This is a genomic window from Achromobacter sp. DH1f, from assembly GCF_000633435.1.
Lineage (GTDB): Bacteria > Pseudomonadota > Gammaproteobacteria > Burkholderiales > Burkholderiaceae_B > Achromobacter > Achromobacter deleyi.
On record NZ_AYMF01000047.1, the window covers coordinates 24,038 to 41,512 of the forward strand.

The following is a 17,475-nucleotide window of genomic DNA, read 5'->3' on the forward strand; positions in this document are numbered from 1 at the left end:
ATGCTCGATCTCATCATCAAGAACTGCACGCTGCCCGACGGCCGCCAGAACATCGACATCGGCGTGGCCCAGGGCCGCATCGCCGCGCTCGAACCGGCCCTGAAGGCCCAGGCAGCCCAGACGATAGACGCCGCCGGCCAGCTGGTCGCGCCGCCGTTCGTCGATGCGCACTTTCACATGGACTCCACCCTGTCGTTCGGCCTGCCGCGCGTGAACCAGTCGGGCACGCTGCTCGAGGGTATCGCGCTGTGGGGCGAGCTCAAGCCGCTACTGACGCAGGAAGCACTGGTGGAACGTGCGCTGGCCTATTGCGACTGGGCCGTGGCCCGCGGCCTCCTGGCGATTCGCTCGCACGTGGACGTATGCGACCCGCGCCTGCTGGCCGTGGAAGCGCTGCTGCACGTGCGCGAAAAGGTCAAACCCTACCTGGACCTGCAACTGGTGGCCTTCCCGCAGGACGGCGTGCTGCGCGCGCCCGGCGCGCTGGACAACCTGAAGCGGGCGCTGGACATGGGCGTGGACGTGGTGGGCGGCATTCCCCACTTCGAACGCACCATGCAGGACGGTGCGGAATCCGTGCGCATCCTGTGCGAGCTGGCCGCCGAACGCGGCCTGCGCGTGGACATGCACTGCGACGAAAGCGATGACCCGCTATCGCGCCACATCGAAACGCTGGCGTATCACACGCAGCGCCTGGGCCTGCAGGGCCGCGTGACGGGTTCGCACCTGACGTCCATGCATTCGATGGACAACTACTACGTGTCCAAGCTGATCCCGCTCATGCGCGAAGCCGGCGTGTCGGCGATTGCCAACCCGCTGATCAACATCACGCTGCAAGGCCGCCACGACACCTATCCCAAGCGCCGCGGCATGACGCGCGTGCCCGAGCTGCTGGCTGCCGGCGTGCCGGTGGCCTTCGGCCACGACTGCGTGATGGACCCCTGGTACAGCCTGGGTTCGGGCGACATGCTGGAAGTGGCGCACATGGGCCTGCACGTGGCCCAGATGACCGGCCAGGACGCCATGCGCGCCTGTTTCCAGGCCGTGACGGCCACGCCGGCCGCCATCCTGGGCCTGGACGACACAGGCCTGGCCGTGGGCAAGCGTGCCGACCTGGTGCTGCTGCAAGCGCGTGACCCGGTCGAAGCGCTGCGCCTGCGCGCCACGCGCCTGATGGTCCTGCGCGCCGGCAACGTCGTCGCAACCACGCCGCCGGCCACCGCCACGCTGAACCTGCCCGGCCGTCCGGCCCAGGTCAGCTTCCAGACACCGGCCCGCTGACCCTGCTGCGGGCCTGTCCGGATCAGGCTTCCGACACCGGCCCGCCGACGTACCCCGGCCGCTTGGCGGCCGTGACGATGATCTCGACCAGCAGGTCGGGCGAGGCCAGCTTGGCTTCGCAGGTGGCGCGGGTGGGCAAGGCATTGGCCGGCGCCCACTCGGCCCACACGGCGTTCATGCCGGCGAAATCCCGGTCGATGTCCTTCAGCCAGATCTGCACCGACAGCAGCCGCGTCTTATCGGTGTCGGCCTTGGCCAGGTAGCCGTCGATCTTGGACAGCGCGTCGCGCGTCTGCTCGGTAATGCCGCCGGCCGCCGACGAGGTGACGCCGGCAACGTACACCGTGTCGCCGTGGATCACGATGCGGCTCAGGCGCTGGTTGGAGTCCTTGCGCACGATATCAGTCATGGATGCTGCTCCTTGGGGGATGAGGCCGGCGCCTGCGCGGCGCTGGCGAAACGATCAATGGCGAAGGGCGCGATCGGAAGATCGGTCGCCCCGGTAGTGATCAGATCGGCCATGATACGGCCCACGATGGGGCCCAATTCGAAGCCGTGTGCCGAAAAGCCGAATGCATGGAAGGCGGTCTCGTGGCGCTGGCTGCGGCCGATGACAGGAATTTCATCGGGCATGGCGGCTTCGATGCCGGCCCAGCCGCGGTTCACCACCGCGCCGCGCATGTGCGCAAACAGATCGCAGACGGTGCGCGCGCCTTCGGCCAGCGAGCGGAAATCCAGCTCGGTCCATTCTGCGTCGCGGTCGACCCAGGCGCGGCGGCCGCCGCCGATCAGCACCGTGCCGTTGGCCCGCTGCTTGAACGACAGCGGGCGGCCGGTACCCAGCACCACCGCATCCAGGAAGTGATCCATGCGCAGCGTCACCAGCATCATGGGGCTGATGGCGACAAGCGGCACCGGTTCGCCCCAGTCTGCCGCCACGCGATCGGCCCAGGCGCCCGCGCAATTGAGGATCTGCGGCGCGGTGTAGACCCCGGCGTCCGTCTCGACGCGCCACTGGCCGGCTTCGCGTGCGGTGCGCTGCACCCGTACCCCTTCCAGGAAACGCGCGCCCAGGCTGGCGGCCTTGCGGCGAAAGGCCAGCGTGGTGCGGTAGGGGTCGGCGGCCGCGTCCTCTCGTGCGATCAAGCCGCCGTGCACGGTAGGCGCCAGCGCCGGAATCATCGCCAGCAGATCCTCGCGGGATATCCACTGCTCGTGGGTGTAGCCATGTGATTGCATCGTGGCCAGCCGCTCGCGCAGCGTGGCCGCGTCCGCCTCGTTTTCGGCCACGCGCACCTGGCCGTGCTGTTCGAAGCCGCAGTCGTCGTCGACCAGCTCGCCGATGCGATACCAGAGGTCACGCGAGGCCAGCGCCAGCGGCACCTCGGCCAGATGCCGCGCCAGCGTGCGCACGCCGCCCGCATTCACGCCGGATGCATGCCGGCCCACGTAGTTCTTTTCGATCACCAGCGCCGGCACGCCCGCACGCGCCAGGTGCAGGGCGGCCGAACTGCCATGTAAGCCGCCGCCGATGATGATGACCGCGGCCGACCGGGAAGCGTCCGTCATGTCGGCCCTCCTATTTTTTCAGGCGCACCACTGCCTGGCGGGAATCATCGGTCTGCGGCAGCGACGCCAGCTCGCCCAGGGTCAGCGGTTTGGTCGGAAAGCGCAGCCGGTAGTAGCCCACTTCCTCTACCGGCACGCCGCGTTCCTCGGCGATGATCTCCGACACGGTCAGGCCGCAGAACCGTCCCTGGCACGGACCCATGCCGCAGCGCAGGAAGGCCTTCATCTGGTTCGGACCGCTGCAGCCCAGCTTGACGGTGTCGCGCACCTGCGCCGCGGTGACTTCCTCGCAGCGGCAGACGATGGTGTCGCCGGTGGGGCGGCGCAGGGCTTCGGGCGCCTTGTACAGCGCGTCGAAGAATTCGCGGCCGCGCACGGCGCGCGCCAAGGCGGCGCGGGGCGCGGCGGCCTCGTTGTCGCGGCGGGCGGCGTCGATGCGGCCCAGCAGATGCGCGGCTTGCAATGCGGCCAGGCGGCCACGCTGTTCGGCCGCCAGCGCGCCGGCAATGCCGGCGCCGTCGCCCGCCATGCCCACGCCATCCACCGACGTCAGGCCCCAGTCGTCCACGTCGGGCTCCCAACAGTCCAGCGCGCCGTTCCAGCGGTGCTCGATGCCGATGGCACGCGACAGGTTGACGTTGGGCACCACGCCCTGGTGCAGCATCAGCTGCTGCGCCGGCAAGGTCTTGGTCACACCGCCCACGGTGTAGCGCACGCTTTCCAGCTTGCCGTCGCCCAGCGCTTGCAGCGCCGTCACGCCCTTGATGATGGGCACGGCGGCTTTCACGGCGCGCAGCAGTGACAGGCCCTTGCCCAGGTAGGGCGACCGCAGAAAGCCCCACACCTTGGGCAGCGCCTGGCGCAAGCGTCCCGGCGGGGTGGTTTCGAGCAAGGCGTCGATCTTCACCCCTGCGTTCAGGTATTGCCAGGCCACCAGGTACAGCAGGGGGCCGCTACCGGCCAACACCGTGCGGTCGCTGGGCACCATGCCGGCGGACTTCAGCAGGATCTGCGCCGCGCCCGCGGTGATGACGCCGGGCAGCGTCCAACCCGGAATCGGGAAGGGCCGTTCCTGCGCGCCCGTGGCCAGCAGCAACCGGCGCGCATGCAGGATGCGTGCTTCGCCCGCCACCGAATAGGCCACCTCGAAACCCTGTTCGGGCTGTGGCGCGGTGCGTTCGGCCACGGCCCACACGGTGGCGCCCGGCACGTAATGCGCACCGGATTGCTTGAACGGTTCGACCAGCGAGGCGCCGTGCCAGTAATCCGGCCCCAGGATCGCGCGATTGGTGACCGGCGTGGTGGTGATGGCGCGGTAGATCTGCCCGCCGGGCGCGGGTTGCTCGTCCAGCAGCACCGTATCCACGCCCAGGCGCGCGGCCGTCGTCGCGGCAGCCATACCGGCAGGGCCGGCGCCCACCACCAGCACATCGCATTGCGTCGTCTCGATCATGCCTGCACCTTGCGCGCGCCCAGCTGGCGCTCGATCTTCATGCCTTCGCGCACGGCCGTCATGCAGCCCTGCTGGTTCGCCTGGCCATCGATGGTGACCAGACAGTCGTAGCACACGCCCATCATGCAATAGGGTCCGCGCGGCACCTCGCCCACGGCCGTATCGCGACAGGCCTGCATGCCGCCGGCAAACAGCGCCGCGGCGACGCTGTCGCCCTGGCGGCATTGCAGGTCGGCGCCGTTGACCGTTACCCGCACCGGCGCGCCCTGCGCCTGGCGCTGAGCCTCATCAAGCCTCTTGAACATGGAACCTCCGGGTCGAGAACGGCGCCATGTCGTCGGCCAGCTTGCCGGCGGCGATCATGGGCGCGAGTTTGAGCGCATGCGCGGCGGCCAGCGTCACGCCGCTATGACAGGTGGCCACGAAGGCCCCGGGACACGTTTCGGATTGCTGGTAGATCGGAAAGCCGTCTTGCGACATCACCCGCAGCGCGGCCCAGCTGCGCACCACGCGCACCTCGCGCAGCGCCGGCAGCGTGCGCAGTGCCCGATCGGCCAATGTACCCAGGATGGGCAAGCCCACCAGGTTGTCCACATAGCCGGCTTCTTCCTGCGAATCGCCGATCAGCCACGTGCCTTCGTCGGTCTGGCGCAAGGTCGACAGCGGCGTTTCCAGCAGGCGGCGGGTGCGTTCCAGCACCACGATCTGGCCGCGTTGCGGGCGCACCGGCACGGCCAGGCCCACCTGTTCGCCCAGCGCCTTGTTGGACAGCCCGCCGGCCAGCACCACCTTGTGCGCGCGCACGGTGCCGGTGGGCGTGGCAATCTCGAACACGCCGTCGCGCTGGCGGATCTGCTGTGCCGGGCAGCGCGGCAAGTAATCCACAACCCGCTGTGCAAAACTCATGTGCAGCGCGCGCAGCAGCTTGAGCGGATTGGCGATGCCGTCGACCGGCGTCCAGGTGGCGCCGCGCACGTCCGGGCCGATGCCCGGCACCAGGTCGGCCACCTCGGCGCGGTCCAGCATCTTCCAGTCGTATTGCGCCATGCCGGGCTGTGCCAGCAGCGTCTTCATGAAGGTGGCGCGCGCGTCCATCTCTTCATCGCTCAACAGCACATGCAGGCCGCCGCGCTGTTCCAGGTGCACGTCCACGCCGGTTTCTTCGTGCAGCAGCGCCGCCAGTTGCGGCCAGGCCGTGGCCGACGTCATGGTCCAGACGCCATAGCGCGGCTGGCCCATGCCCTTGCTCTGCACCCACACCAGGCCGAAGTTGCCGCGCGACGCGCGGTATGCGACATCGCCCTCGTCCAGCACGGCGACGTGATCCAGTTCGCGCCGCAGCCCGTAGGCCACGGCCGAACCGACCAGACCGCCGCCGATCACCGCGGCATCGTAGATGCCCCGGTGCGTCGGCGCACGCGGCGCCCGTTCTTTCTCGTCCGTCATTAGCGTCCCTTTCCAACAAACAGCTTTTCCAGGCCGACCAGGCGGTCCAGGATGAAGATGGCGATGATCGTCACGTAGATCAGCACGGCCGATACCGCCGTCACCAGCGGATCGATGGTGTCTTCGATGTGCAGGAAGATGCGCACCGGCAGCGTGGTGGTCGACGGCGAGGCAATGAAGATCGACATGGTCAATTCATCGAAGCTGGTGATGAAGGCAATCACCCAGCCGCTCACCACGCCCGGCAGCAACAGCGGCAGCACCACGCGCCGGAAGGCCGTCCAGTTCGAGGCACCCAGCGATTGCGCGGCGCGCTCCAGCGCCGGGTCGATGCCGGTGGCCGACGCCAGCACCAGCCGCAGCGCATAGGGCATGACCAGGATCACGTGCGCCACGACCAGCCCCACATACGTGCCGGCCAGGTTCACGGTGGTGAAGAACTTCAGGAAGGCCAGGCCCAGCACCACGTGCGGAATCATCAGCGGCGACAGGAAGAACGCCACCAGCGCCTCGCGGCCGCGAAAGCGGTTGCGCGCCAGCGCCAGCGCGCTGGGCACCGCCAGCGCAATCGCCACGGTGGCCGACAAGGTGCCCAGGCCCAGGCTGAACCAGAACGCTTCGATAAAGCGCGGGTTGTCGAGAATGGCGCGGAACCACCGCAGCGACAGGCCGCCGCTGGGCAGCGAGATGAAGCCTTCGGACGTGAAGGCCACCGCGCACACCATCACGATGGGCGCCAGGATGAACAGAATGAAGACGGTATGGAACAGCAGGCCGATCGGACCATTGCGGAAGTTCATGTCAGGCCCCCGATTGGTTGAAGACCGCGCCATAGCGACGCTCGATGATCCGGTTGGCCGACAGCAGCACCACCACGGTCGCCACCAGCAGCACCACCGCCAGGGCCGCGCCCAACGGCCAGTTCAGCGTGTTCAGGAATTCGTCGTACGCCGCGGTGGCCACGTTCTTCAGACGGCGTCCGCCGATGATGGCCGGCGTGGCGAACGAGCTGGCGGCCATGGCGAACACCATGATCGCGCCCGACAGAATGCCCGGCATGACCTGCGGCACGATCACGCGCCGGATCACGGTGAACTGGCTGGCCCCCAGCGACAGCGCCGCAGCCTCGGTGGACGGATTGATCCGCTGCAACGAGGCCCACACCGAGATCACCATGAACGGCACCAGCACGTGGGTCAGCGCAATGCCCACCCCCAGGTTGCTGTACATCAGGTCAATCGGCGAGGACACCAGGCCGATGCCCATCAAGGCCTTGTTGATGAGACCGGTGGACCCGAACAGCAAGGCCCAGCCCAGCGTGCGCACCACCACCGAAATCAGCAGAGGCCCCAGCACCACCATCAGGAAAAGCCCCTTCCAGGGATTGGCCATGCGCGACAGCACATAGGCTTCGGCCGTGCCCAGCACCAGGCAGGCCACGGTGACCAGCGCCGCCACGCCGAAGGTGCGGGCGTAGATCTCGTAGTAATAGCCGTCGCCCAGGATTTCCAGGTAGTTCTTCCAGGTGAACGTGGCCTGCATGCCGCCGTAGAACTGGAAATCGAAGAAGCTGATCAGAAACACCAGCGCCATCGGCACCACCAGGAAGGTGGCGTACACCGCCAGCGCCGGCGCGCTCAGCAGCCAGGGGTTGGCGCGCGCGCTCATGGCGTGGGCTTCCCGGCGACAAGGCACATGTCCTGGGCACGCCAGCGCAGGTGCACCGGCTGGCCTTCAGCCGGCACCGGCACCCCGTCGTTCTGGCGGATCACCATCACTTCGCCCACCGACGTTTCCACCTGGCAGAGCCAATGGTTGCCCTGGAACACGCGCGTCTTCATGCGGCCGGGCAGGGCACAGGCGCCCGCGTCGGCAAACAGGATCTTCTCGGGCCGCACGATCACCGCGCCCTGCGGCACCGGCAGGCCGTCCATGGGAATGTGGGCTTCGCCGATGCGTGCGCGCGTCTCGCCGTCGAACGGCTGGGCAGTCGGCGTGAACACGTTGGCCTTGCCCAGGAAGCCGCCCACGAAATGGCTGGCCGGCCCCTCGTAGGCCTCGAACGGCTCGGCCACCTGTTCGACCCGCCCCTGGTTCATCACCACGATGCGATCCGACAGCGCCAGCGCTTCGGACTGGTCGTGCGTGACCAGGATGGTGGTGGTGCCCACCGTGCGCTGGATGCTGCGCAATTCCAGCTGCATTTCCTCGCGCAGCTTGGCATCCAGGTTGGACAGCGGCTCGTCCAGCAGCAGCACGCTGGGCCGGATGACCAGTGCGCGGGCCAGCGCCACGCGTTGCTGCTGCCCGCCCGACATGCGCGCTGGATGGCGGTCGGCCAGATGCGACAGGCCCACCAGCTTGAGCGCATCGGCCACGCGGGCCTGGCGCTCGTCCTTCTTCACCCGCTGCATCTCCAGGCCGAACGACACGTTCTCGGCGGCGGTCATGTGCGGAAACAGGGCGTAGTTCTGGAACACCATGCCCAGCCCGCGCTTGTTGGCCGGCATCTTGCTGACGTCTTTGCCGTCCAGCACGATGCTGCCGCCGCTGGGTTCGACAAAGCCCGCGATCATCTGCAGGGTGGTGGTCTTGCCGCAGCCGGATGGGCCCAACAGGGAAATGAACTCGCCGCGCTTGACGGACAGGCTCAGGTCCTCGACGGCCGTCAGGTCGCCGTAGCGCTTGGAAAGGCGGTTCAGTACGAGATAGCTCATGAATGCTCCTGCGGGCGGCGCATGCGCCGCCGTTGCCTCAACGCTCGATTTCCCGCGTCCAGCGCTTGTTCCAGTCGTCCCGGTTCTGATTGACGGTGTCCCAGTCGATCACGATCAGGTCGGCGGCGCGCTTGCCGATCGGCAGCGGCACGCGCGGATCATCGGCCACCTTGGCCTGCTTGTTGACCGGGCCGTAGCCATAGGCGGTGGCCAGCTTTTCCTGCACCGCCGGGCTGACCAGGTAGTTCACGAAGGCCTGCGCCAACGGATTGGCGTTGGCCTTGGCCACCGGACACACCGACGACAGCAGTGCATAGGCGCCTTCCTGGGGATACACGAAGCCCACCGGGAAACCGGTGTCGGCAAAGGCCTTGACGCGGCCGCTGCCCCAGACCGCGATGGTGGCCTGGCCACTGGAGAACAGTTCGGTCATCTTGCCCGGCGACGGCTCGTACACCAGCACGTTGGGGCCGACCTCGTCCTTGAAGGTCTTGAAGCCGGCATCGATCTTCTTTTCGCCGCCGCCGCCTTCGCGGGCGTACTCCACCAGCGCGTGCAGGCCGTAGGTATTGTTCAGCGGCGGCACCACCAGCTGCTTCTTGTACTTGGGGTCCTTCAGGTCCTTCCAGGACGTGGGCGCGGCCCATTTGCGTTCTTCGAAGACCTTCTTGTTGTACATGATGCCGGTGGCGACGATGCCGATGGCCACGGCCTTGTCGTCCTTGTAGCGCGCGGTGCCATAGATATCGTCGGCGGGCAGGCCCTGGATCGGGGCGCAGAAACCCAGCGCGATCGCCTGGTACATGGGGCCGTCATCGATGATCGCAACGTCGATCTGCTGATTGCTTTTCTGGGCCTGCAGGCGCGCCACCGTGTTGGTGGAATTGCCGGCGACGTAATCGAGTTCAACGCCGTATTGCTTGGCGAAGGGCGGGAAGATGTCCTGCCGCATGATGTCTTCGAACGAGCCGCCGTAGCCGGCGACCACCAGTTTCTGCTGCGCCTGCGCATTGGCGCCCACGCCGGCGGCCATCGTTGCCGCCGCGAGCACTGCAAGTACCTTGCCCATGAAAACCCCCGTGTATTGGAAGAGAACTGCAAGAACTGCCTGATGCCGCTAGATCGGGAAAGGACGCGCCGCTGCAAAAAAAGAACCGCCCCGCTTGCCCCGCGTACCCATGTCGGTCGTACAATTTGTCCGTACATGAATGTCCGGACAAATAATGGATCGGACGAGACGACGTTGTCAATCGGTTATTGTCCGTACAAACCCCGATAGAACGAGCCACAAAGGAGCCCCCATGACCCGATCTTCCGAACGCGTGGCCGCGCCGAATGGCGCGCGCGAAGCGCGCGGCCGGGCCGAGGCCCCGGACGCTGATGCCGGCGGCCCGCGCTACAAAAGCATCTACCAGCAGCTGGCGCGCGACATCGGCGCGGGCCGCTATCCGGTCATGACGCTGCTGCCCACCGAACACGAGCTGTGCGACCAATTCGGCGCCAGCCGCCACACCATTCGCGAAGCCATCCGCATGCTGACCGTGGCGGGCATGGTGTCGCGCCGGCCCGGCGTGGGCACGCGCGTGGAAACCGCCAGCGCCAGCACCCGTTTCACACAGCGCATTTCGCAATTCCCCGACCTGCTGCAATACGCACGCAATGCCGCGCTGCTGGTGCAGGACGTGCGCACCATCAAGCTGACACGGCGCCTGGCCGAAACGCTGGGGTGCGAGGCTGGCCAGTCGTGGCTGCACATCAATTCGATCAAGACGCTGGGCGACCAGGACACGCCCGTGGCCTGCACGCTGATCTACGCCGACCCCGCGCATTCCGACCTGCGCGCCGACATCCAGCCGCGAATCTCGTTGCTGCGCCTGATCGAAGACCACTTCGGCAACCGCATCCACGAGGTCAACCAGGAGTTCTCGGCCACGCCGATTGCAGCCAGCATCGCGCGGCAACTGCAGGTCGAACCGAAGACGGCGGGCTTTGTCATCACCCGCCGCTACTACGGCAGCGGCGGGGTCTTGCTGCTGGCCACCATCACCACGTTCCCGCACGACAAGATGAAGTACTCGATGTCGCTGAACGTGGCGTAGCGCAGGCCTAAACGCCGTAATCCGCCCTTGCGGCCGCGGCGCTGATCTTGCCGTCGGCCAGGTCGCGTTCGATGCGGGCGCGGCTGCGCAGGGCAGGCGCCCCGTAGCCGCCCGCACCCGGCGTTTCGATGCGCACGCTGTCGCCGGGCGCCAACGCGATGTTGGCGGTCTTGGAAAACAGCTCTTCCTCGCCGGGTGTGCCGAAATTGCGGATGAGCCGAGCCCGGCGCCCATCGCCACCGCCGTCCACCCCCGCGGCCACCCCCACCGTATGGCTGTCCGAGCGCGCCGAGAACACGATGCCCGGCCCCACCGCGCGGATCTGCTTGGCAATGCCCATGCCGCCGCGCGTGCGGCCCGCGCCGCCCGAATCCTGGATCATCGCGTACTCGTCCATCAGCAACGGGTATTCGTTTTCCAGCGCCTCCACGGGCAGGTTCGACGTGTTGGTCATGTGCACGTGCACCGCATCCATGCCGTCAGCATCGAAGCGCGCGCCCGCGCCGCCGCCCAGCGTTTCCAGGTACACAAAATGGCCCGCGCGTTCGCGCCAGCGGCCCGAGAACACGATGGCAGGGCAGCAGTCGTTGCTGGATGCCATGGTCTTTTCCGCCGGCAGCAGGCCGCGGAATGCGCCGAAGATGGCGCCCGCCACTTTCTGCGCGGTGATCGAACGCGCGCCCACCGCTGCCGGGTGTTCGGGGTTGGTGATCGTGCCGACCGGCGCCGACACGCTGATGGGATCGAACAGGCCGGCGTTGGGCGCCAGGTCCGGGTCCAGCAGCGCCTTCACGGCGTAGTACACGCAGGCCCGCAGGGCGTTGAACGGCAGGTTCATCGCGCCGCGCGCCTGTTTGCCCGAACCTTCGAAATCGAAGTGCAGCCCGTCGCGGCTGACGGTCAGCGTCACCTGGATCGGCACGGGTTCGCCGCCCATGCCGTCGTCGTCCAGGTCGCTGCGGAAGGTATAACTGCCCAGCGCCAATTCCTGGATGCGGTTGAGCAGGCGCCGGCGCGTATAGGTGATGACGTCGTCGACCGAGCGCAGCACGGCGTCCAGACCCATCTGGCGGATCAGTCCCTGTACCGCGGCCGCGCCGCGGCGGTTGGTGGCCATCTGCACCCGCAGGTCCAGCACGCGCTCTTCGGGGTCGCGGGTGTTGGCGCAGATCAGGCGCAGCATGTCTTCGTCGACTTCGCCGGCACGCGCGATGCGGCAGGCGGGAATGCGGATGCCTTCTTCGAAGATCGATTTCAGCCCGCCCGCGATGGACCCCGGCACCGCGCCGCCCACGTCGGAATGGTGCGCGATGTTGGCGGCAAAGAACCGCAGCGTGCCGTCCCAGAACACCGGCGTGACGATGTTGATGTCGGGCAGGTGGCTGCCGTCCGCCAGGTAGGGATCGTTGCAGATGAACACGTCGCCGTCGCGAATCTCGGCCTGCGGGAAGGTCCGCAGGATTGCACCCATGGCGCCATCCAGCGAGCCCAGGTGCAGCGGAATCTGCGTGCCTTGCGCCACCAGTCGGCCGGCGGCATCGAACAGCGCCACCGAGCAATCCTTGCGTTCCTTGATGTTGGTCGAAAACGACGCGCGCACCAGCGTGTTGTTCATGTCTTCGGTAATGGACAGCAGGCGGTTGCAGAACACCTCCATGCCGACGGGGTCGGCCAGCGCCGCGCCCGATTCTTCTTTGGCTTCACGCATCGGAGCCTCCTTGCAGACGGATGATCAGGTTGCCGTAATCGTCGACCACGACATCCTGGCCGGCGCCAACCACGGTGGTCGAACTCATTTCTTCCAGCAGCGCCGGGCCGGTGAAGCGCACGCCGGTGGGCACGCGGTCACGGTCGTACACCGGCGTATCCAGCCAACCATGGCGGGCGCCGAAATAGGCGCGACGTTCGCCGATGCGGGCCTCCTGCAACGTGCCGCCGACATGGCGCGGCGCCAAGGGCGCCTTCACGACCTGGCCCACGGCCTGCATGCGGCAGTTGATGATCTGCACCTTGCGGTCATCGACCGTGTAGCCGTATTCGCGTTCGTGCGCCTCGTTGAAGCGGCGCGCGAATTCCGCATAGCCGCCGGCGCCGGTGTCATCCAGGCTGACCTGCACTTCGAAGTTCTGGCCTTCGTAGCGCGCATCGATAGCGCTGCGATATAGGCGCAGCGCGGGCTCGACGCGTTCGTCGTCCAGCCAGCGTTCGGCCTGGCCGCGCAGGCCCTCGAAGATGGCGGACACGCCCGTCCACGTGGCCTCGCTGGCCAGCGAGATCTCGCTGCGCACGAAGTCGAACGAGATATCGCTCAAGAGAATGCCGCGCGCGCACATGGTGCCGGGCTCCTGCGGCACGATCACCACGGGAATGCCGCATTCCTCGGCGACTTCCACCGCATGCAACGGGCCGGCGCCGCCATAGGCATACAGCGCAAACTGCGACAGGTCGTAGCCCCGCTCGGTAGACACGGCGCGGATGGCGCGGCTCATGTTGGCCGCCGCGATCCGCAGGATGCCTTCGGCGGCCGTTTCGCGGTCCAGCCCCAGCGGCTGGGCCACGCGCGCATCGATCACCTGGCGCGCGGCTTCGGCGTGCACCGGCATGCGGCCGTTCAAGAGCGCCACCGGGTTCAGGCGCTGCAAGGCAATCTCGGCATCGGTGATGGTCGGTTCGGTGCCGCCGCGTCCATAGCCCACCGGCCCGGGCACCGCGCCCGCGCTGTGCGGCCCCACCTTCAGGGCGCCCGCGTCATCCAGCCAGGCAATGCTGCCGCCGCCCGCGCCGATCACGTGGATATCCACCATCGGCGTCTTGACCGGATACCCGGCCACCTGGCGATGTGACGTGAACAAAGGCCGCCCATCGCAGATCAGCGACACATCGGTGCTGGTGCCGCCCACGTCGAACGTCACCAGGTTCAGGCTGCCGATGGCGCGCCCCACCGCGGCGGCGCCCACCACGCCCGCGGCCGGCCCCGACAGGCAAGTGCGCACCGGATACTGGCGCACGGTGGCGATCGACATCAGCCCGCCGTTCGAATGGATGGTGTGGGGCTCGTGGGCGATGTCCAGCTCGCGCACGCGTTGCAAGAAACGTTCGAGGTAGCGCGCCATCTTCGGTCCCACCGCGGCATTGAGCACCGTGGTGGACAGGCGCTCGTACTCGCGGAATTCCGGCAGCACGTCGGACGACAGGCTCACGTACGCATCGGGCATTTCCTCGGCCACGATGCGCGCGGCGGCCTGCTCGTGCGCGGGGTTGCGGTAGGCATGCAGAAAGCAGATCGTCACGGCATCGATGCCGGCCTGCGCGAACTTGCGTGCCGCGGCGCGCACCTGTTCGGTGTCCAGCGCGGTCAGCACATCGCCCTGGGCGTTGATACGCTCTTGCACCTCCACGCGGAATTCGCGCGGCACCGCCACCGGCGGCTTGCCGACGCTGTAGTCGTACAGGTGCGGACGCGTCTGCCGGCCGATCTCCAGCACGTCGCGAAAGCCCTGCGTGGTGATCAGCCCCACGCGGGCGCCCTTGCGCTCGATGATGAGATTGGTGGCCACCGTCGTGCCGTGGCCCACGTGCGACACCTGCGACGGCGACACGCCGTGGTCCGCCAGCATCTGGCCGATGCCGGTGGCAATGGCCTCTGACGGGTCCTGCGGCGTGGACGGCACTTTGTGAAAGTGCACCACGCCCCGGTCTTCGTCGATCATCGTGAAGTCGGTGAACGTGCCGCCGACGTCTATCCCTATGCGATACATGCTTGTGCTTCCCAGAGAAAAATGAAGGGCGCCGCGGCGCTCAATCCAGGCGGATGCCGGCCTGCTTGACCACGCCGCACCACTTGTTGATTTCGTCCTTGATCATGGCGCCGAAGGCCGGGCCAGATACGTCCGATACCTGCGCACCCTGCTGTTCCAGATAGGTCTTCATGGCCGGCGCGTGCAGGGTCTGCACCAACGCATCGGTCAGCTTCTGGCGCAGCGGCTCGGGCAGCTTGGCCGGCGCCAGCATGCCGAACCACACCATGGCCTCGTAGCCTGGATAGCCGGACTCGGCCACCGTGGGCACATTGGGCAACATGCTGGAGCGCTGCGGCGAGGTCACCGCCAGCGCCTTGATCTTGCCGTCCTTGATGTACGGATAGGACGTCATCACCACGTCCATCATCATGTTGATCTGGCCGCTCACCAGGTCGATCAGCGCCGGGCCCGAACCGCGGTACGGCACGTGCACCATGGACACGCCCGCCGTGCTCTTGAACAGCTCGGCCGCCAGGTGGTTGGAGGTGCCCTGGCCGTTGGAGGCGAACGAGTACTTCTCGGGATCCTTCTTGAGCAGCGCCACGAATTCCTGCAGCGTGTTGGCCGGCACCGACTGGTTGACCGACATCACGTTGGGAATGGTGGCCACCACACTCAGCGGCGTGAAGTCCTTGACCGGGTCGTAGGGCAGCTTCGAATACACGCAGGGCGCGCTGCCGTGCGTGCTGACGGACCCCATCAGGATGGTGTAGCCATCGGGCGGCTGGCGCGCCACGTAGTCGGTGCCGACGGTGCCGCCCGCGCCGGGGCGGTTTTCAACGATGACATTGGCGGACAGGCGTTGGCCCAGTCCTTCGGCGACCTTGCGCGCGATCAGGTCGGTCGAGCCGCCCGCCGCGAAAGGCACGACGATGCGGATCACTTTGTCGGGCCAGTCGGCTCGCGCCGGCAGGGCGGCCGCGGCTAGCGCGACGCTCCCGAATACAAGACAGCACTTGCGAATAAACGCTGCGTTCATGGCTTGGTTTCCCCTTGTTGATAGAACTTCCTTGCGGCCGGATCATGCGTGTCCAGCCTGAGAGGCATTGCCTCGGGTTCACTGCAACAACGGGAACATCCTAGGCTTGGCGGGCATCTGCCAGCAGCCCTGGCGGTTTATATTGGTATAGATGCCATTTATAGGTGGGCAGTCGTGAAGAATCCGGACCTGAATCTGCTGCTGCATTTCGATGCGCTGATGGCCTGCCGCAATGTGTCGCGCGCGGCCGAGCAGCTAGGCATCAGCCAGCCCGCGATGAGCGCGGCGATGAACCGGCTGCGCCAGCTGTTCGGCGATCCGCTGCTGGTGCGCGAGGGCGGTTCATGGCAACCGACGCTGCGGGCGCAGGAACTGCACCAGGGCTTTCAACCGCTGCTCGAAAGCTGGCGCCGCGCCACCCGCACGCGCGAGGTGTTCGACCCGGCGCATTCGTCGCGCAGCCTGTCGTTCTATGCGACCGACTATGTGCAGTACACGCTGCTGCCCAAACTTATCCCCAGGCTGGCGGTGGACGCACCGCATTTCCAGCTGCTGATCGTGCCGGCGCGGCCGCAGCATGGCTTGAGCATGCTGGACACCAATCATGTGGAATTGATCGCGGGCTACTTTCCCGACCCGGCGCCGGATCTGCGCACGCGCTTTCTGTACCAGGAACCGGCGGTGTGCATCGTGCGCGAAGGCCACCCGTGCCTGCGCAAGCGCTGGAACCTGGACGCCTATCTGAGCTACGGGCACCTGGACCTGGCGGCCCACACGCGTTATTTCAGCACTGCGATCGATCGCATCCTGATGGGGCAGAACCGCAGCCGGCGGATCGTGGCGACGTTGTCCAGCTACATGGTGTGCCCGTTCATCGTCGAGGCCTCGGACCTGATCGCGACGATGCCGGTGAGCATTGCGAAGGCGATGTCGGGCAGCGCGCGCATCGTGACGCTGAAGGCGCCGCTGAGCCTGCCGGCGATCACGGTGTCGCTGTATTGGCACGAGCGCTACCAGGACGATCCGGCGCATGCGTGGCTGCGGCAATATCTGGCGGGGGTGTTGGGTTAGGGCCTGTTGGGGTCAACAGGCCCCCGGGGGTTGCGAACGCCGGGGTGGCGGGCCTATTTCAGCGGCATGCAGATGCGCGTCTGCAGTTGGGCGGGCGGGGTGGTGCGCGGGTCGTTCAGGTATTGCTCGAACATGGGAAAGTCGGCCGGCACGGCGCCGCTGGCGGGCAGCCATTCGGAGAACATCCAGTTATAGGGCTTGTCCATTTCGTTGTAGGGCCCGGTGTAGGTGAGGATGGCGCAGCGGCCGGCCGGGATCTCGAAGCGTTCAAGTTCGTCGCCGAGGTCGGCGTCGGGTGCGACGGACATGCCGGCCAGGGACCGCAGCTGGCCGACGGGCACTTGTTCGGGGTCGTCGAAGTAGACGCCGAAGCCGATGGATTCGGGGCGGGCGAGGCCGCGGCTGCCAGCCAGCATGAAGGCGCGGGTGAAGACGGGGCCGATCTCCTGGTAGCTGCCACGGTGCGGCAAGGCGGCCAGGATGGCGCCAGGAAAGGTTTCGATGGTGATGGGGTACATGCCTAGCTCCTGAGGGTCGAAGGGACGGGAGCGGGCTTCGCGATAGCGCCCCGGCGAGATGCCGAAGGTGGCGCCGAAGGCTCGGCTGAAGGCAGCGTCGGATTCGTAACCGGCTCGCTGCGCAACGTCTCGCAGTGATGCCCCGGTGCCGCCCAATGCGACGGCCGCGCGATGCATGCGGATGCGCTGCACGGTGGCGTTGACCGTTTCACCCATCATCGCGCGGTAGACGCGGTGGAAGTGATACGGGGACAGGCAGGCGAGGTCGGCCAGCTGATACAGGTCTGGGTCGGCGTCGGGGTTGCTTGCCAGCCAGCGCAGGACGGGGTCCATGCGGTGGGCATATTGGGTTTTGGTTTGGGGTTTCACTTGCGGGCTCCTTGGGGAGCAATGTAGGGCGTGTTCGTTTGCAGATTTTGCGGTTTTTTGCTGGTGGCGGGTGGAGTTCTTTAGACGCCTGGGGCGCAGGGGGCATGGGAGGGCGGGGCTACGATTGCGGTCCGGAGCCTTCGCTCCGGACTCCCCCTTCGTCATCTTCGTCC

The 17,475-nt window shown here is 67.2% G+C and carries 16 protein-coding genes; 3 read left to right on the forward strand and 13 right to left on the reverse strand.

What is annotated here, in order from left to right:
* Entirely contained in the window at nt 1-1,281 is a 1,281-nt protein-coding gene (locus U858_RS0131670; RefSeq protein ID WP_025141126.1) for an amidohydrolase family protein, read from the forward strand.
* Between the two features lie 22 nt (nt 1,282-1,303).
* Here the strand turns inward: U858_RS0131670 and U858_RS0131675 are convergent, their stop codons facing one another.
* Genes U858_RS0131675 through U858_RS0131715 form a run of 9 tightly spaced genes read right to left on the reverse strand, consistent with a single transcriptional unit; the run spans nt 1,304 to nt 9,535 of the window.
* Complete coding sequence (locus U858_RS0131675) at nt 1,304-1,690, reverse strand: RidA family protein (RefSeq protein ID WP_025141127.1); 387 nt, start codon at nt 1,688-1,690, stop codon at nt 1,304-1,306.
* Entirely contained in the window at nt 1,687-2,850 is a 1,164-nt protein-coding gene (locus U858_RS0131680) for an FAD-binding oxidoreductase (RefSeq protein ID WP_025141128.1), read from the reverse strand. The genes U858_RS0131675 and U858_RS0131680 overlap by 4 nt, the downstream gene beginning before the upstream one ends.
* Before the next feature lie 10 nt (nt 2,851-2,860).
* Complete coding sequence (locus tag U858_RS0131685) at nt 2,861-4,303, reverse strand: NAD(P)/FAD-dependent oxidoreductase (RefSeq protein WP_025141129.1); 1,443 nt, start codon at nt 4,301-4,303, stop codon at nt 2,861-2,863.
* Nucleotides 4,300-4,608, reverse strand: a complete 309-nt coding sequence (locus U858_RS36315) for a (2Fe-2S)-binding protein (RefSeq protein WP_025141130.1) — start codon at nt 4,606-4,608, stop codon at nt 4,300-4,302. The genes U858_RS0131685 and U858_RS36315 overlap by 4 nt, the downstream gene beginning before the upstream one ends.
* On the reverse strand, nt 4,592-5,749 hold the full coding sequence (locus U858_RS0131695; protein WP_025141131.1) for an FAD-binding oxidoreductase: 1,158 nt from the start codon (nt 5,747-5,749) through the stop codon (nt 4,592-4,594). Before U858_RS0131695 ends, U858_RS36315 begins: the two co-directional genes overlap by 17 nt.
* Nucleotides 5,749-6,549, reverse strand: coding sequence for an ABC transporter permease (locus U858_RS0131700; RefSeq protein WP_025141132.1), 801 nt, complete (start codon nt 6,547-6,549; stop codon nt 5,749-5,751). Before U858_RS0131700 ends, U858_RS0131695 begins: the two co-directional genes overlap by 1 nt.
* Before the next feature lies 1 nt (nt 6,550).
* Entirely contained in the window at nt 6,551-7,417 is an 867-nt protein-coding gene (locus U858_RS0131705; RefSeq protein WP_025141133.1) for an ABC transporter permease, read from the reverse strand.
* Nucleotides 7,414-8,466 carry an ABC transporter ATP-binding protein gene (locus U858_RS0131710; RefSeq protein WP_025141134.1) on the reverse strand — a complete coding sequence of 351 codons (1,053 nt, stop codon included), beginning with the start codon at nt 8,464-8,466 and terminating at the stop codon, nt 7,414-7,416. Before U858_RS0131710 ends, U858_RS0131705 begins: the two co-directional genes overlap by 4 nt.
* A gap of 37 nt (nt 8,467-8,503) precedes the next feature.
* Nucleotides 8,504-9,535, reverse strand: coding sequence for an ABC transporter substrate-binding protein (locus U858_RS0131715; RefSeq protein ID WP_025141135.1), 1,032 nt, complete (start codon nt 9,533-9,535; stop codon nt 8,504-8,506).
* A 232-nt stretch (nt 9,536-9,767) separates the two neighbouring features.
* On the opposite strand from U858_RS0131715, the gene U858_RS0131720 reads away from it, so the two are divergent.
* Complete coding sequence (locus U858_RS0131720) at nt 9,768-10,565, forward strand: GntR family transcriptional regulator (protein WP_025141136.1); 798 nt, start codon at nt 9,768-9,770, stop codon at nt 10,563-10,565.
* Nucleotides 10,566-10,572: 7 nt separating this feature from the next.
* On the opposite strand, the gene U858_RS0131725 is transcribed toward U858_RS0131720, so the two are convergent.
* From U858_RS0131725 to U858_RS0131735, 3 genes are read right to left on the reverse strand one after another with little or no spacing between them, the layout of a single operon-like run.
* Nucleotides 10,573-12,273 (reverse strand): hydantoinase B/oxoprolinase family protein, encoded by a 1,701-nt coding sequence (locus tag U858_RS0131725; RefSeq protein WP_029954627.1) that lies wholly within the window; start codon nt 12,271-12,273, stop codon nt 10,573-10,575.
* Nucleotides 12,266-14,323 carry a hydantoinase/oxoprolinase family protein gene (locus tag U858_RS0131730; RefSeq protein WP_025141137.1) on the reverse strand — a complete coding sequence of 686 codons (2,058 nt, stop codon included), beginning with the start codon at nt 14,321-14,323 and terminating at the stop codon, nt 12,266-12,268. Before U858_RS0131730 ends, U858_RS0131725 begins: the two co-directional genes overlap by 8 nt.
* Nucleotides 14,324-14,363: 40 nt before the next feature.
* Nucleotides 14,364-15,344, reverse strand: a complete 981-nt coding sequence (locus U858_RS0131735; RefSeq protein WP_025141138.1) for a tripartite tricarboxylate transporter substrate binding protein — start codon at nt 15,342-15,344, stop codon at nt 14,364-14,366.
* A 174-nt stretch (nt 15,345-15,518) separates the two neighbouring features.
* Here U858_RS0131735 and U858_RS0131740 point away from each other — a divergent pair, with 174 nt between their 5' ends.
* Nucleotides 15,519-16,415, forward strand: coding sequence for a LysR family transcriptional regulator (locus tag U858_RS0131740; protein ID WP_232786645.1), 897 nt, complete (start codon nt 15,519-15,521; stop codon nt 16,413-16,415).
* Nucleotides 16,416-16,468: 53 nt separating this feature from the next.
* On the opposite strand, the gene U858_RS0131745 is transcribed toward U858_RS0131740, so the two are convergent.
* Complete coding sequence (locus U858_RS0131745) at nt 16,469-17,302, reverse strand: GyrI-like domain-containing protein (protein WP_025141140.1); 834 nt, start codon at nt 17,300-17,302, stop codon at nt 16,469-16,471.
* Nucleotides 17,303-17,475: the final 173 nt, after the last annotated feature.

Excerpts from the sequence above, each read along its gene's own strand:
- U858_RS0131675 (WP_025141127.1), bottom strand. The coding sequence starts at position 1,690 with ATGACTGATATCGTGCGCAAGGACTCCAACCAGCGCCTGAGCCGCATC.
- U858_RS0131670 (WP_025141126.1), top strand. The coding sequence starts at position 1 with ATGCTCGATCTCATCATCAAGAACTGCACGCTGCCCGACGGCCGCCAG.
- U858_RS0131735 (WP_025141138.1), bottom strand. The coding sequence starts at position 15,344 with ATGAACGCAGCGTTTATTCGCAAGTGCTGTCTTGTATTCGGGAGCGTC.
- U858_RS0131700 (WP_025141132.1), bottom strand. The coding sequence starts at position 6,549 with ATGAACTTCCGCAATGGTCCGATCGGCCTGCTGTTCCATACCGTCTTC.
- U858_RS0131680 (WP_025141128.1), bottom strand. The coding sequence starts at position 2,850 with ATGACGGACGCTTCCCGGTCGGCCGCGGTCATCATCATCGGCGGCGGC.
- U858_RS0131705 (WP_025141133.1), bottom strand. The coding sequence starts at position 7,417 with ATGAGCGCGCGCGCCAACCCCTGGCTGCTGAGCGCGCCGGCGCTGGCG.
- U858_RS0131710 (WP_025141134.1), bottom strand. The coding sequence starts at position 8,466 with ATGAGCTATCTCGTACTGAACCGCCTTTCCAAGCGCTACGGCGACCTG.
- U858_RS0131725 (WP_029954627.1), bottom strand. The coding sequence starts at position 12,273 with ATGCGTGAAGCCAAAGAAGAATCGGGCGCGGCGCTGGCCGACCCCGTC.
- U858_RS0131720 (WP_025141136.1), top strand. The coding sequence starts at position 9,768 with ATGACCCGATCTTCCGAACGCGTGGCCGCGCCGAATGGCGCGCGCGAA.
- U858_RS0131695 (WP_025141131.1), bottom strand. The coding sequence starts at position 5,749 with ATGACGGACGAGAAAGAACGGGCGCCGCGTGCGCCGACGCACCGGGGC.
- U858_RS0131730 (WP_025141137.1), bottom strand. The coding sequence starts at position 14,323 with ATGTATCGCATAGGGATAGACGTCGGCGGCACGTTCACCGACTTCACG.
- U858_RS0131685 (WP_025141129.1), bottom strand. The coding sequence starts at position 4,303 with ATGATCGAGACGACGCAATGCGATGTGCTGGTGGTGGGCGCCGGCCCT.
- U858_RS36315 (WP_025141130.1), bottom strand. The coding sequence starts at position 4,608 with ATGTTCAAGAGGCTTGATGAGGCTCAGCGCCAGGCGCAGGGCGCGCCG.
- U858_RS0131715 (WP_025141135.1), bottom strand. The coding sequence starts at position 9,535 with ATGGGCAAGGTACTTGCAGTGCTCGCGGCGGCAACGATGGCCGCCGGC.